The organism is Candidatus Binatia bacterium (assembly GCA_029243485.1).
Classification (GTDB): Bacteria; Desulfobacterota; Binatia; order UBA12015; family UBA12015; genus VGTG01.
Genome location: JAQWRY010000033.1, coordinates 1 through 13770 on the forward strand (window position 1 = coordinate 1; position 13770 = coordinate 13770).

Consider the following 13770-nt stretch of genomic DNA (forward strand, 5'->3'; position numbering starts at 1 on the left):
TGACGCGCCGAGAACAGATCAAGAACAAGACAATGGCCCGTCGTAAGCGACAGAATCTACGCGCCGCGTAGGCGGGCAAACGTGCCGGAAGTGTCTCTTATAAATCGACCCCAAAGATCCCGACTCAGCTGACGACGTACAGACGCTGAGAATGCCACCGCACAGGAGCAGGGCTCTGTCGTTCATCGCGCTGGTCCCAACCTGGCGGGATTGGAGGCGGAGAAGGGGTCGATTGTTCGTTCTACCACGTGGGGTGCGATGCTGGTCTCCGGGAAGCACCCGCGCACCGTAAATCTCCCATACGTTCCAGTAGCCTCGGGCCGAGTGTTCGCTCGGTTGGAACTGAATTCCCCAGCGCCGATGGCCCGGGCGTTTTATCGCACCTCGCGCGACCCGAAAATCCGCGATGGACGCAGTGTGCCCGCCTCCGCTTCTCAGGATGGGACGACGCTGGAGTTCGCGGTAAAAGACGACGAAATCGTGTGGTCGCTCGCGGTCCGGTTCGGGGATGGTCCCGGCAAAGTCGGGCTCCGGGCCGTCACGGTGGCGCGCACCGCTAGCGGGCTCGATGTCTCGGCGGACGCCGGCGACGGGAACACTGGTGAGGTCGACGACGAGACAATCGAACAGCTCCGTGCGCTCGGCTACGTCGAGTGACGTCGGGAGTTGGGGGCGTGACTAGACTACGTCCCCACCGGGCTTCCGGCCGGTGACGTACATCGTCGCAGCAAGGCGATGTGCCTCGGGGAATCGGTTCACGAGCGCGTCGATGAACTTGAAGGGAAACAGGAGAAGCGTCGCGAGTCCCTTGATCGCGGTGTACCCGCGGGGGAACTCGAGCCCCGTCACGACGTAGCACCACTCGGTTAGTAGGTTGACCATCGCAGAGCACGGTCCGCCGTAGATTCCGATCTCAATGTCGGTGAACGCATCGAAGTCGGCTGCCAAGCCTTGCTTGGACCAGCGGCGGTAGTCGGAGGGATGACCGTGGAACGGGAATAGAAAGGGCGCGATGAAGAAGAAGCGCCCGCCCGGCTTCAGAACCCGAAACGTTTCGGCGATCACGTGATCGGGCCGCTCGACGTGTTCGAGTACCACTTCGCTGAGCGCCCCCTCGAGGGAGCCGTCGAGAAACGGGAGGCTCTCCGCGGTTCCGACGAGGTCGACACCGGGGAAGTCGTCGATGTCGAGGTGGAGGCCGCCGGGATAGCGTGATGTTCCGCTACCGATCACGACGTAAGGCGCCTTGCCGGCGGACACGGACTTCTTTGCGTCTCGCCACCCCGTCCCCGGATAGTACTCCGACGAGACGACGCTGCGAAGCGCACTCACGAACTTGCTCGGCTCACGGTAGCCTCGGACCATCGTTGACCCATCGATGCCGACGAGTGCGCTCCGCGGCCCGGTGTCACCTGAAAGGAAATGGACCACAGAGTCGCGAACCGGGTAGATCGCATGACACGTTGGGCACTTCAGTCCCTCGTCCGTCGTGTCGAGTTTGTCGTGGTGGATGGGGCAGGCGAGGAGATCGTGCCAATCCTTGTGTGCGGTGGTCATGCGGGATGCTCCGAGTCTTCTTTAGCCGACGCTCCCGATCGATGCATCGGCCGTATAGGTCGGACGTGACGCTCAAGCCTTCGGCTCTAGCGCGAGGTTGCTGGACACTGTGAATCCTCCGGATGCATATCACATACGGGGGGAATCGAGCGCCGGCTCAGAACGCGTACCCAACGTTGGCGCCGACGACCAACGCAGCCTCGCGCGCAATGAAATCGACATCGATCGTCGGTGCCAAGATGAAGCGGTCGGGCTCCGCGATGCGTCGGAGGATCTGCGCACGATGATAGACTTCCTTGTCCGCGATGTAGTCGAAGATGTTGACGCGACCTCGTTGACCGCCTGATGGAACTCCGTCTCACCGGGTTTGCGGCGCTTCAACCCCACCATGAACTCGTTCAGGCCGACGTGATCGGACACTGGACTCTGGCAACTCCTCCGAAAGGGCGGAGATTCATTCTTCCGGACGGTTCAGGACCGACGACCTATCGCGTTGCCGAGCGCCCGGCCAGCCAAACGTTCCGTCACGTGCGTAGCGCGGACATGCTGAGGAGGCCCGTTCGGGGTTCGCTCAAGCAAGCCCGAACACCCGGAACCCGATCACCTTGGCCTCCTGGCGCCCGAGCGCGATCCCACCGGCCCCACTCAGAGTTCGAGCCGAGCGGAAGACCCGTGCGATCGGGGTGCCGTCGTCTGCGAGCACGTAGGTCCCGTTCGTGCTGAGGTCCTTCAGAACGAAACCGCCGTCCTGGAAGGAAATCTCGGCGTGATATCGGGACACCTGGGTCTCACCGGTGCCGATGTCGTTGTCGGCCCCTCGTCCGAGACGGACCTTGGGTTTGTCCGGTCCGACGGAGATCACCTGCGAGTCGTATGTGAGTTCCAGCCGAGCCTCCACGTGCGCCCAGGCCGTGTGGCTCGCGATCGTCGCGTCTCCGCTTACCTGGACTGGAAGGTATTGGTACACCTCGACCTCGCCCGGGCGGTTCCGCAAGCTGAGCTGCTTCATGCGTCGCGTCAAAGCTCTCATGAAGTGGGGGAGCTCTGCGTGAACCTCGCGCGAGAGGAATACCTCGTCGGCCGCCGCAAGTGACGCGAGGCGCGACGCGACGTTCACGACGTCGCCGTGGACGTCCCCGGCGTCGACCATCACGGGACCGCAGGCGATGCCGATGTGAACCTGGATCTGTGGGTCGTGCCCCCACGTCGCCGCCTCGACGGCGCCGAGCATCGCGCTGGCTGCCTCGACGGCAGCCGGCGCCGTCGCGAAGGTCGACAAGAGGCCATCCCCGAGACGCTTCACCGGCCGTCCCCCGGCGTCCTCAGTGGCGGTGAAGAGGAGATCGAGACAATTCGATGCGATCTCGAACGCGGCCCGGTCCCCCTGTTCCGCGTACAACTTCATGCTCTCACAGATGTCCGCGAAGAGAACGGTGAGTCCCAAAACCTGGTTTTCGTCACCGGTATTCACGGCTGCTCCACATCAACATCGCATGGCCGGCGAAGTCAAAATTTCTCGCCCGGGCCGGGGATGACGATAGGAAGCATGAATCCAGTTTTCGAACTCCAAAAAACCAGGGGCACATCACCTCTTCCGCAACGCCCGCAACTGCCTGGGCTGAGCGAACGCGGCCGGTCGCTCCTCAGTCGACGCCGAGGTGGCGGCGAAAGAACTCCGGCAGGGTCTCGCCCGAGAGGTCTTCCCGGTTGAAGGGCGCCGGTGCCTCCGCGTAGGCGACGACCTCGAGACCGACTTCGTCGGCCCTGTCCTCGACGGCCATCGCATGCAGGGGATGGTGCAGGAAGGCATTCAGCAGGTTGCTCAGTCCGACGTTGTAATTGTGGACGTAGATCGGCGCGTCCTGCGCATCCATGTTCTCCAGCATGTCGACCTCGGCCTGGTAGGCAAGGGCGTCTTCCTCGTAGAGGCCCTCGATCGTCTCCTGGGCGAGGAAGGTCAGGAGGTAGTTTTGGGCACCCACCGCTGCGGCGACCGTTGGGATATCCGTGCCCCCGAGCGCTGCCGCAAATTGACTGGTCAACGGGAGCAGAACCGCCTCCCAATCGAGAATGTCATAGGTTGCCTGAGTCGCGAACGCGCCGGCGGCCGAGATTCGAGAGGACTCCCGCTCCACCGGGTCTTCACTGTTGGGGTCCGCGAGGTCGTCGGTCGTAGCCAACCAGAGGCTGATGCCGGCACCCGCGGAAACTCCGTAGACCGCCACCCGTTCCGGGGCGAGGTTCAGGCTATGCGAGTGGTAGCGCATGAACTGCAGCGCTCGCGCCGCATCGTCGAGGGAGGTCCGAACGCCTCCCTGGGCGGGAATCGAGCTGGTTCCCTCACCTTGCGACGGCACCTTGAGAAGACGGTAGTTCACCGTCGCGAAGGCGACGCAATCCCTCAGAAGGTCGCGGGTTCGGCTCGCATGGGGGTTGTCGTTTGCGGCGCTCTTATTGCCCCCGGTGAATCCGCCTCCGTGGAAGAAGATCACCAGCGCGGTCGGCTCCGAGCAATCGGGCAGGTAGATGTCGAAGACGTTTCGCTCTGCCTCGCCATAGGCGACGTCAGCTGCGTACCGGGCCTCGACTCCCTCGAGGTCGATGGCCGACTCGGAGAAGGCCAGCTCGAGAACGGGTGGCGGAGGTTCCGTACTGTCGCCGCAGGAAAGAAGGGCGAGGACACCCAGAAGGGGGACAATTTTCAGGGTTTCTTTTCTTGCCTTCATCCCTCGAGTCCTACCGCGACGCTCCGGGCAAATCGAGCCTTTGTTCGGGTCCAGAGATGGTTGGACCAAATTGCCGCTGAAAGATGAGACACTGCGGGCCCAGAAGGAAGGAGAATCCGACAGGAACCGAGTCGTCGGTCGACCGCGGCTCTTGAGTGATCACAGGCTGTGCTATGTGTCAGACGTTGGGAGTTCCGGCGGAGGCAAATGGGTGGTCGCGCGCCGTCCGGCGGCTTCGCCGCGGCCGCCGCTGGCGGCGACCCGGCGACCTGGGCAAATAGGCCGTTCATGCTTCCTTTCGTCTGTAACCCCAGATCCTCTTCCCCGCCTGCAACTCTCCTTAACCTCTTCCGTGAACAGCAGAAAACCATGAACCTCAGAATTGCTCTCGTACTTGCGTCGTTACTCTTTTCCGCGTTGCCGGCTCACGCGAGCTCTCGCGGCAAAGTCGTCCTTCCTCTCGTCAATCCCGACTCTCTCACAGGGTCCTCCGCATGGAGCAATGACACAGTTGAGGCGAGCTATGTCATGAATCGCTGCCGATCGAGAATCAAAATAAACAGCCACGGTTTCCCGGGTCTTCTGGGCAAGGACATTGTCTGTCTGAGCAGCGGCGATAGCTACACGACGGGGAGTCCCGGTCGCGCCGACGGCAGCACCGCGGTCTTTCGAGGCACGGTCGACAAGACTACCGGCAAGCTCGATATGAAGTCAGATGATCGCGCCGTAGGCTGAGGCCTCTCGATGCCGTCGGTATCTCTAAATTTCCAAATGAGCTGCTACGAGGACGCAGGACGGAATCCGGCTTTGCGTTGCACGAGCGCCCTAGGCGTTTGGCTGCCCGCCAACAGTATCCCTGGTAGCGCGAGGTACAATGCGGGTGCCCAGATCGGCGTTTGCGCAGGTTTCAGCCCGGGATCCCGGATGACGCCGCCGGACGGCGAACTGCTCGCCGAGACCGGAGTACCCGTAGGGTGCAAGAAGTGCCCCTGAGAGCACCTGGTCACAGGTACGGATTCCGGTCGGGCGACCGCCGGAGCGAACAGCAGGAGCTTGACCTTGCCGGCCGAATGAGTCGATGAAGCACATGAGATGAGGGAACTTGGGATCATCGCCGCTTGCGCGCACGTGGTCCTGATCGGCTGCGGATCGCCGGGGGCGACGGCCCCACCCGAGGTCCCGGGATTTGATGAAATCCAGGGGAGAATCTTCGCCCGGTCGTGTGGACTCACGGCGTGCCATGCAGAAGGACGCGGTGCGGGCGGCCTGAGCCTGATCGGCCCCGCCGCCTACGACGATCTCATTGGAAGGCCCGCCAACGAACGCCCGGGCGAAGTTCGCGTCGTCGTTGGTGACGCGGATCGCAGCTACCTCATCCAAAAACTTGAAGGCCGCGGAGCGGTTCGCCCAATGCCCCCCAACAGCCCCTTGCCGCGAGCCGAGATCGACGAAATCGCCGCATGGATCGATGGCGGCGCGCCACGCACGCGAGGAGGGCCGACTCACCGGACCGAACAGGAGCAAAACTCTGCGGCCGTGAATGATTTCCCGAACCCACCGGCGTTGGAGCCAGGACAGCGAGCCTTCATCGCCGCGAAAGCCATGATCATCCCTGCCGGAACGGAACGCCAATTCTGTCACTACCTCCCCGCGGAGAACGAGGAATTCTTCGTTCGCGGACTTCGCGCGTACCAGGGCGTTCATGGTCATCACGCGAACCTCTTCAAGCGGCAGGGGGGTCCGATCGAGCCCGCGATCGAGGACTGCTCGGACGCCGAAGGAATGATTGGCCTCTTGCCGGTCCTCGTCCCCTCACAGGGAGGTGTGGCGGAACTCCCCGAAGGGATGGCCGTGCGTGTCGCAACGGGAACACAATTGGTCGTGCAGAGCCACTACGTCAATGTCACGTCTCGTCCGCTCAGAGTGCGCGACACCATCGTCGTGCAAATGAGCGAGCCCTCCGAGGTCCAAACCGAGATCGGAAATGTGGCGGTCGCGAACTTCGACTTCACGCTCGCCCCCAACGCGAAGGGTCAGGTGGTTCGCGCCGCGTGCCCGATCTCGAGGCCCATCACCGTGACGTCGCTGCGTGCACACATGCATGAGCACGGGGTCTCCATCCTCGTCGAGCATGAAAAAGTCAGTGGCGAGCGGATTTCGCTCTTCGAAATTGACCCCTGGCAACCTGAATTTCGCGATCTACTGCCGGGCGTCTCGTTTCACGAAAAACCACTGCGCCTCGAAGCGGGCGACTACCTTACCGTGGAGTGTACGTTCGACAATCCGTCTGATACCGCCATTCAGTTTCCTACGGAAATGTGCGCATCGTTCGGATATTTTCATCCGGTGACTCCAGAGGAACCTCAGTTCATCTGCTTCGTGCTCGACTCGCCCACCACCCCAAATCCGTAGGGTAAACTTTCACAACTCACCCTGGTCCACCCCGGCGATCCCCAGGAGCTAATTCGAATGCTACACCTCGACCTCACGACACGCACCGCGGTGATCAGCACTCTGTATACGGCAACGAACGTGGCCGGGGGCCAGACGACCGAGCAAGTTGCCCTGCTCGAAGCCCTGGCCCTGCACGTCATGCGAGTTCCGCCGTCCGCCGCCGCCCCAATCTCACCCAACGCGTCCGCCGCGGCCATCGAAAAAACCCGACTCCGCCGAGCCGTGGGCGAGATCCTGGTGGTGCTCGAACTGGTTCGCCATCCACCGAGCGCGCCTCTCACCGCACGGGTGGGCGAGTACCTCGCCGCATTGGAGATCGAAGAGGGCTTTCAAAAGCTCGCCGCGGACTACCTCGCCGACGACCGCGAGCGAGTCTGCAAAGATTGGGAGCGCGTACGAGAACCCGACCTGGTGGAACCTTTCGTCGAAGGCCTGGGCAAACAGGCCCTCACGACGAAGATGGAGGCGCTGGGCGACCTTCGCGCGGGCTCTCTAGGACGGGGACTCTTCGACTTTTACCGCCGCAACGGTTTCCCCTGGATTCCCGACGACGACCAGGACAATCTGATCGCCCACGACCTCACCCACGTGCTCGTGGGTTACGGTACGACCCCCGAAGCCGAGGTCGCGCTCCAGGGTTTTCTCTCGGGTGCGGCCCGGGGCGAGAGACACTTCTCGTCTCTCCTGGCCGCCCTTCTCCTCTTCGAAGTCGGGATGCTACCCTTCCCCGACATCGAGCCCATCACCGGGGTGCTGGCGCGCCCCGGCGCCGCCGAACTCTTTGCCGAGGCCATCGAACGCGGACTGAAATGCCCCGGCGCCATCGCCGGCGACCACCAGGCCCTCCTCCCCCTCCCCTTGGGTGAAGCCCGCGCAGTCCTCGGCATTCCCGAGCCCGGGCCCGGGCCCCACATGTTCCTTCTCTAGAGTCCGGCGACTGCCGCACCACTCCGGGGTCGAAGGCGGGATGCCCCGCACGAACGGCATCTCGTCTCCGCCCGCAGGGCGTGGCCGATTCGATAACCTCGGGGACGCTCGCCTCGCCGCGCAGTCCTGCAAGGACGATCCGAATCTTCTCTTCCGCCGAAAAACGACGTCGTGTCTTGCGCTAAATGTCGCGGACGACCTTCTCTGCACTCTCTCCCTTACCCATTGGATTCTCCTTCCCTTTGAGCCGGGAGTGTCTCTTATTTCATCGACCTATTTGGTCCAACCGTTTCTGAACCCGAACAGCCCATCGTCGCCGCCTCCCTGGCCGCCCCCCTCCTGGGCCGCGGCTAGGTCTCGGTCGTCACCCTGCCGATTTCACATTACCCATGACAAAGCCGGGACGAGCCGCCGTCGAAAGAAGTTCGGCGCGAGAGCCAATGAGTGTGTGGCGCGCCGATGAGAGGTCTCGTTCAGAGCGAAGGAGTTCGTCGATGGTACGCAGGCCGTTGTCGTAGGATTCACGCGTGGCATTGTAGGCTTCCTCCAAAGCTTCAAGCAGAGCGACACCGTATTCGTATCGGCGGCAGCAGGCCTGATAGTCGTTGTATGTGCTCCAGACTTCATTTGTAGTTTCAAATTCGATTGAACGAAAAATCTCCTTCTGCCTTTCCGTTTCGGTCCGTGCTTTTCGGACACGATTGAGGCGGGAAAAGCCTTCAAAGAAAGGCCACGTGATGACGACCTGCGCACCGTACAAGCCTTCGATCCCGATCACCGGGAAACAATCAGCTTTGGCTTCGCTGAGGGCGGCTTCACTCGCCCGGAGACGGGCCAGCTCCAGATTCAGGGCTGCGGCATATTCAAGGGCTCTAATTGCGTCAAACTCATAGAAGCCTAATTTGACGCGGTAGATGACTCTTTGAATCTCCCGGTTAGAGCTGAAGTTGGCCGCCGCAAACTGTCGCCTGGCCACTTCGGAATGAGCACTGCGCCGTTCGAAGTCGAGAAAAATATAGGTAATCTCGAGTTCGGGAATGATGTCCGCGCCGCGGTATACGGCCGTGCCGGCGGGGAAGAACATGGCTCGTTTTGAGAGGCCACCCTGGCTCCGACCTCAACACTAGGGTAGAAGGCACTCATACTTTCACCCACCGCGGCCGCGGCGATGCGCGCCTGACTCCAGCGGACTCGGGCGTACGGATTTCCCTCAAGCGCAAAGCCGATCAGATCGGATAGCTGAAGCGGCTGAATCGGGCTTGAGGGCGGAATGCTCGCACTCAGTTGTGTCAGGATTCGTTCGGCCGTTTTCGATGAGGGGGAGTTCCGTTTGCGCGGTCTGCTCGTGGTCGACCGGGCGCAGAGACAGCAGGTCGTCAAGCGATCGATCATTTGGCTTGGTATCCGGTGGAATCCAGGTCGCTCGGGAAGAAGGTGAGGCCGAAGCCTTGGGATTCCACTCGGAGCTTTGTTTAAAAGCGGCACAGGGGCTGAGAAATGAGGCCAATAGGAGCATGAGGAATGCGTACTTTGAGCGATAGAAGCATCTCGCGAAAAGTTGCATCTGCTCTATCATCCTGTGACTCTAGCGGAGTGGCAACTCCAGATGAGAGGGCTTTCACAGGTATGGCTCGATTTAGAAGCACGGACCCATTGAGCTGGCTGACTCTCGGCTTCTTGGCCGTAGGGCCGGTTGGCTGCGATCCTGTTCTGGATGTCGACGGAGCATTTTTTCCCTCCTGGATGCTCTGTATGATTCTCGGGGTCGGGCTTACTTTTGCGTTCTATCCACTCTTTGTTCGAATGGGCATCGAATCCCATATCGGGCCGCCGGTCTTGATTTACCCGAGTCTGGCTCTTCTTCTCACACTCACGACATGGTTGATCTTCTTCCGATCATGAAAATAAAGGACATTGTCAGTCAACGTGGATTCTGAACCGGATTCAGAACAGGGCGCATCGCCGGACTCCTCGCACATTCAGCGTTTCGTGGGGCGAGCGGTGGGCATTGGAATCGTCCTGGGGGCGGTACTGCTGTCTCTTTGGGTCTATCGAGATCTCTCCATCTGGCCACGTACGGATGACGCGTACGTTCGGGCCAATACGGTTGGCATCGCACCTCATGTGAGTGGCCCCATCATCCAGCTGTCTGTGGTCGATAACCAGCCTGTTAGTGAGGGCGAGGTTCTTTTCGTTGTCGACCCGCGGCCCTACCAGGTGGCTGTGGCAAGGGCGGAAGCGGAGCTCCTGATGACAGACCTCAAAATTGAAGCGATGGAGGGGGCCGTTCGCGCAGCCGAAGCCGAAGTCAAGCTAAGGAAAGCGGAGGCGGAGTACGCCGTGCAGTATCTTGAGCGCCTTCGCCCTCTGCTGGAGAAGCAATTCGTGACGGCTAACCAAGTTTTCGAGGCGGAGAGCCTGGCCTCAGCCGCTTCATCAGCCATGGAGCGGGCCCATTTTGAACTTGATCAGGCGAAGAAGGAACTGGGAGAATTCGACGGGATCAATGCCCATCGCAAGGCGGCCGAGGCCAAGTTGCTCGAGGCCGAGTTGAATCTCGGGTATTGCGAGGTTCTTGCGCCTTTCGATGGCTATGTGACTAATCTCAACATTGCCGTGGGTGAATACGCTAATCGAGGCGAACACGTCTTTGCTCTGGTGGATAACCGGAAGTGGTATGTGATGGCCAATTTCAGGGAAGTCTTCCTTGAGAACATAAAGCCGGGGATGAAGGCCGAAGTGTATTTGATGTCCTATCCGGGCCGACGTTTCGAAGGAGAGGTTCAGGGAATTGGCTGGGCGCTCTGGCAGCGAAATGGGAGTACGGTTGGTATTCTTCCCGATGTTGAGCCGAGTCTGAATTGGGTACGGCTTGCGCAGAGATTTCCGGTGCGCGTCGTGCTTGAAAAACCCGACCCCGATTTCCCCTTTCGGATGGGGAGCACAGCGGTGGTGACCATCAAGGGCTTTCCGAGTCTCTCCTCCGAGTCAAGGTGAGTCTAGGCGGGCCGTATCGTCGGAGCTTGGCTTCGACGCTCTGAACCTCGCAGTCGCGCGAGTAGGGAGAAGCGATCACCACTGATCGAAAATTCCTGGGTGTCCTTGGCCATTTGCAAGAGCAGAATTTCGAGTTGTTGGTAGAAACCGAGCTGGGCACGTAGTAGGCGATGATAGTTGCGCTCTGGAAGTGTGGGCGAGTCGCTGAGCGACTCGCTTTGAAGAACGGATTCGGAGAGCCGCAGTTTCTCACAATAGCGAGACACGGCCTCGACCGCGCGAGAATCCGAAGACTCGGGATTTTTCAACCGAGTCGCGAGTGACTCAAGAATTTTGGGCAGCGTGCGCCCCGCGTCTTCAAGTGCATTGCGTCCCGCGAGGTGGGGTGCTGCGATATTCTGGAAATCCAGTCTATTCCAGACTACGGACATGATGACTCTTTGAATCGCGCGGGTCTCGTCAAGGACCGTGTGGAGAGCCGCGGAATCTCGCTGGTTCTTTTCTTTTTGTCGGGAAAACCAATCCTCATAGCTGGCTTCGGTGAGGAGTCTATAGCCAAAAGAGATGCGTCTATATATCTCATAGCGAATGCTATAGGTGTTGGCTTTTTCAACTTGGACTCCGCCTCCCTCCAATCCGATCATGGCGCCTTTTGCCATCAGCCGGAGCGTCTCTGCGCTGTTGTCTACGGCCCAGATCCGGGCACGGATCTCGCCGAAAAGGCCATAGACGATAAGAACCGAGCTGAGTCCGGTAAAAATGCCCAACAGACGATCGCGAAAAGGCATCAGGTCTATGCTTGGGGAATGAGATGAAGCCAGGGCGAGCCCTGCCACCAGCCCGATTTGCAGACCCGTATAAGCGATCCGCGTGCTTCCGGTTTGCACCCAGGCACCCAGTGTACAGACTAGTCCAGCGGCGACGAGAAAAGGTGGCAGGCTCGTAATGTTGGGGATGACGAACAAGATGACCATCATGCTGGCCAAGCCGCCGATGGCGGCACCCGCGATACGAAGGATACTTTTTTGAATCATGGCACCGTAGTTGTCGAGAGAGACCAGGACTGCGGTGACCACGGCTGTGATGCCTCCCGGCCAATCCACCGTATTGAGGTAGACGTAGGCAATCAGGGCGCCGAGCGCTGCCTTGGCGGCGGAGACCAGGTCGGTTTGGTTGATCTTAGAGTAGCCGTTTGAGGTCAAGCTCCCCTTTTCCAGTGGGAACAAAGAAGTCGAGGGGACCTTCTTTGAGTCAAGCGGGGCTGCTTGGCCGGGATTTTTCTTGCTCTGCGTCGTGTTTCCAGTACGTAGGAAACCGACACTTTCGGTCATGGAGTCGAGAGCCTCTGAACTACTGACGGCAGAGGAGAGCAGCGTACCCTCAAAGGTGTTCTGGGTTCCCGTCTCGTCCCCGTTCAGCTCTCGATCGTTCCCCTCCTCCGCTATGAAAGTTTCGGACACGACCTGATTCAAGAATGGAAGTGCGTCGATGGAGGGTGTCCACGCGCGCTGTTCAATAGCCAAGGCGTACGTGTTGCAACGCTCCTGTATCTCGAGGATACGTTCCCGAATCGGTACGCTGAATCTTGCATTTTGACCCCGCTCTGCAAGATACGCCGAGGCGCGTGCACTTTGCTGCGAGGCAATGGCAATTTGGTTCACGTCGCCTATCAGATTCACCATTTCGTGGTGATAGCTTCGGATCTTTTTATGGACGTGCTCGGCATTGTCCAGCCACGTGACCGATTGGGCGAGTGAGTTCATCACACGTTCCTCACCTAGGGCGAGCTGGCTTTCCTCAGTGATGACTTCTTCAGCAGGGAGGAGCGATTGGTTGAGTTTCTCAGCGGAAATCCGGAGGCTTTTGGCGAGGCCCTCCAGTAGAAGCTTCTGAGGGTTTTCAGGCCACACGAGGGCCTGGCAAAAAGTTCCAATGATATTCCCGAGCGAAATATCAACAAAGCGCCAGAGGCCGATGTAGACGCCTTCGGGTCCGCTCACGTCGACTCCCCCAATGGCCAGGATCATGGCGAGCGCGCCCAGGATAGGGATGGAGGGAGCGGCGGAAGTTCGACTCAGGTAGACGGCTACGCCGATGACGACACCCATGCAGGGTATCTGGAACCAGGGCTGTTGGTGGAAAAGAATCACCAGAATGATGGCCACGGTGCAGCCCGTAAAAACGCTCAACTGACGTTGCACGGCGCGTTTGACGGAGGCTCCTGTATCGCCCATCGAGACAATGAAGATGGTCAGAATGACCCAGCCGCCTTCGGGTATTCGAAGAGTCATCACCAAGGTCAGGGCGATCACGCAGCCGACTACGATGCGACCAATGGCCCGCCAGCGGGCCGGCGACAACTCGAGTTCTGATCGCAAGAAAGCAAATAATTTAGATGTCACTCTCATGGAAAGTAGCGCTGTCAGGACGCTTTCTAAAGAGAAGACGGACCGAACATTTTGATCTCAGACGATAGGAAGCATGAATGGCCTACTTGCCCAGGTCGCCGGGTAGCCGCCAGCGCGAAGCCTGGAGCCGGGCGCAGGTCTTCGGGCCCAGGCCGCCGCGGCGAAGCCGTCGGTGGCCCATCGTGGCCACCGTGATGGCCGGAACGGTCGTTGGGCGGCCGGCGGCGGCGTCCGGCCTTCTCTGGATCCTCCTCATGCGGAACCTCACCGCGTTCCCCGACTACACGGCAATCTATCTCCTCGGAGCCCAGATCTGCCTCTTCGGAGGATTTGCCCTCGCCTCCTCCAGATCCTTCGGGGGCCCGTTGGTCGCCGTGGCCCTCGCCGGCTTCGCCGCCAGCCACCTCGCCAGCGGCGTCTCGGGAACCGCCATCGCACGGGAGGTGAACCCGATCACGCGGGACTTCGAGACAATCCAGGAAACCCTGCGCCCCCCGGCCCACGATCTACGCCGGGACTGACCTGCTCTGAGTGTTTCGTGCTGGACGATCGCGCTCGACGGTGCGCTGGTGGTGCCTCCCCTTTCGAGCGGACCCTTTGTTCAGGTCAGTGTCGGAGCGGTTCACAGTTGCGCTCTCCGTCAGGATGGCAGCCTTGAATGTTGGGACCGGGAGCTGTCCGCCGCCCCCTCCGAAGTGCCG

General features: G+C 60.5%; 11 protein-coding genes. 6 read left to right on the top strand and 5 right to left on the bottom strand.

The window, feature by feature from the left end; genetic code table 11:
* Positions 1 to 360 precede the first annotated feature (360 nt).
* Positions 361 to 657, top strand: coding sequence for a hypothetical protein (locus tag P8R42_11355; protein ID MDG2305228.1), 297 nt, complete (start codon positions 361 to 363; stop codon positions 655 to 657).
* Between the two features lie 21 nt (positions 658 to 678).
* Here the strand turns inward: P8R42_11355 and P8R42_11360 are convergent, their stop codons facing one another.
* The 3 genes from P8R42_11360 to P8R42_11370 form a co-directional block, all read right to left on the bottom strand.
* Positions 679 to 1557 carry a methyltransferase domain-containing protein gene (locus tag P8R42_11360; GenBank protein ID MDG2305229.1) on the bottom strand — a complete coding sequence of 293 codons (879 nt, stop codon included), beginning with the start codon at positions 1555 to 1557 and terminating at the stop codon, positions 679 to 681.
* Between the two features lie 571 nt (positions 1558 to 2128).
* Positions 2129 to 3028, bottom strand: a complete 900-nt coding sequence (locus P8R42_11365) for an adenylate/guanylate cyclase domain-containing protein (protein ID MDG2305230.1) — start codon at positions 3026 to 3028, stop codon at positions 2129 to 2131.
* A 172-nt stretch (positions 3029 to 3200) separates the two neighbouring features.
* A complete protein-coding gene (locus P8R42_11370) occupies positions 3201 to 4283 on the bottom strand; it encodes an alpha/beta hydrolase fold domain-containing protein (GenBank protein MDG2305231.1) in 1083 nt (360 codons plus the stop codon).
* Positions 4284 to 4811: 528 nt separating this feature from the next.
* Between P8R42_11370 and P8R42_11375 the strand changes: the two genes are divergently transcribed.
* From P8R42_11375 to P8R42_11385, 3 genes are all read left to right on the top strand, one after another.
* On the top strand, positions 4812 to 5018 hold the full coding sequence (locus P8R42_11375; protein MDG2305232.1) for a hypothetical protein: 207 nt from the start codon (positions 4812 to 4814) through the stop codon (positions 5016 to 5018).
* Between the two features lie 357 nt (positions 5019 to 5375).
* Positions 5376 to 6695: a hypothetical protein gene (locus P8R42_11380; GenBank protein MDG2305233.1), complete on the top strand. Its 1320-nt coding sequence runs from the start codon at positions 5376 to 5378 to the stop codon at positions 6693 to 6695.
* 57 nt (positions 6696 to 6752) lie between these two features.
* Positions 6753 to 7664, top strand: a complete 912-nt coding sequence (locus P8R42_11385; GenBank protein MDG2305234.1) for a hypothetical protein — start codon at positions 6753 to 6755, stop codon at positions 7662 to 7664.
* Positions 7665 to 8028: 364 nt separating this feature from the next.
* On the opposite strand, the gene P8R42_11390 is transcribed toward P8R42_11385, so the two are convergent.
* Entirely contained in the window at positions 8029 to 8748 is a 720-nt protein-coding gene (locus P8R42_11390; protein ID MDG2305235.1) for a TolC family protein, read from the bottom strand.
* Between the two features lie 842 nt (positions 8749 to 9590).
* Between P8R42_11390 and P8R42_11395 the strand changes: the two genes are divergently transcribed.
* Positions 9591 to 10661 carry an efflux RND transporter periplasmic adaptor subunit gene (locus tag P8R42_11395; protein ID MDG2305236.1) on the top strand — a complete coding sequence of 357 codons (1071 nt, stop codon included), beginning with the start codon at positions 9591 to 9593 and terminating at the stop codon, positions 10659 to 10661.
* Positions 10662 to 10663: 2 nt separating this feature from the next.
* Here the strand turns inward: P8R42_11395 and P8R42_11400 are convergent, their stop codons facing one another.
* Positions 10664 to 13069: an FUSC family protein gene (locus P8R42_11400; GenBank protein MDG2305237.1), complete on the bottom strand. Its 2406-nt coding sequence runs from the start codon at positions 13067 to 13069 to the stop codon at positions 10664 to 10666.
* A 77-nt stretch (positions 13070 to 13146) separates the two neighbouring features.
* Here P8R42_11400 and P8R42_11405 point away from each other — a divergent pair, with 77 nt between their 5' ends.
* Entirely contained in the window at positions 13147 to 13590 is a 444-nt protein-coding gene (locus P8R42_11405) for a hypothetical protein (protein MDG2305238.1), read from the top strand.
* The last annotated feature ends 180 nt before the right edge of the window (positions 13591 to 13770 follow it).

Bases quoted from the DNA above. Each gene is read 5' to 3' on its own strand.
- P8R42_11375 (MDG2305232.1), top strand. From the start codon at position 4,812: ATGAATCGCTGCCGATCGAGAATCAAAATAAACAGCCACGGTTTCCCG.
- P8R42_11390 (MDG2305235.1), bottom strand. From the start codon at position 8,748: ATGTTCTTCCCCGCCGGCACGGCCGTATACCGCGGCGCGGACATCATT.
- P8R42_11405 (MDG2305238.1), top strand. From the start codon at position 13,147: ATGGCCTACTTGCCCAGGTCGCCGGGTAGCCGCCAGCGCGAAGCCTGG.
- P8R42_11400 (MDG2305237.1), bottom strand. From the start codon at position 13,069: ATGAGAGTGACATCTAAATTATTTGCTTTCTTGCGATCAGAACTCGAG.
- P8R42_11360 (MDG2305229.1), bottom strand. From the start codon at position 1,557: ATGACCACCGCACACAAGGATTGGCACGATCTCCTCGCCTGCCCCATC.
- P8R42_11370 (MDG2305231.1), bottom strand. From the start codon at position 4,283: ATGAAGGCAAGAAAAGAAACCCTGAAAATTGTCCCCCTTCTGGGTGTC.
- P8R42_11385 (MDG2305234.1), top strand. From the start codon at position 6,753: ATGCTACACCTCGACCTCACGACACGCACCGCGGTGATCAGCACTCTG.
- P8R42_11380 (MDG2305233.1), top strand. From the start codon at position 5,376: ATGAGGGAACTTGGGATCATCGCCGCTTGCGCGCACGTGGTCCTGATC.
- P8R42_11355 (MDG2305228.1), top strand. From the start codon at position 361: ATGGCCCGGGCGTTTTATCGCACCTCGCGCGACCCGAAAATCCGCGAT.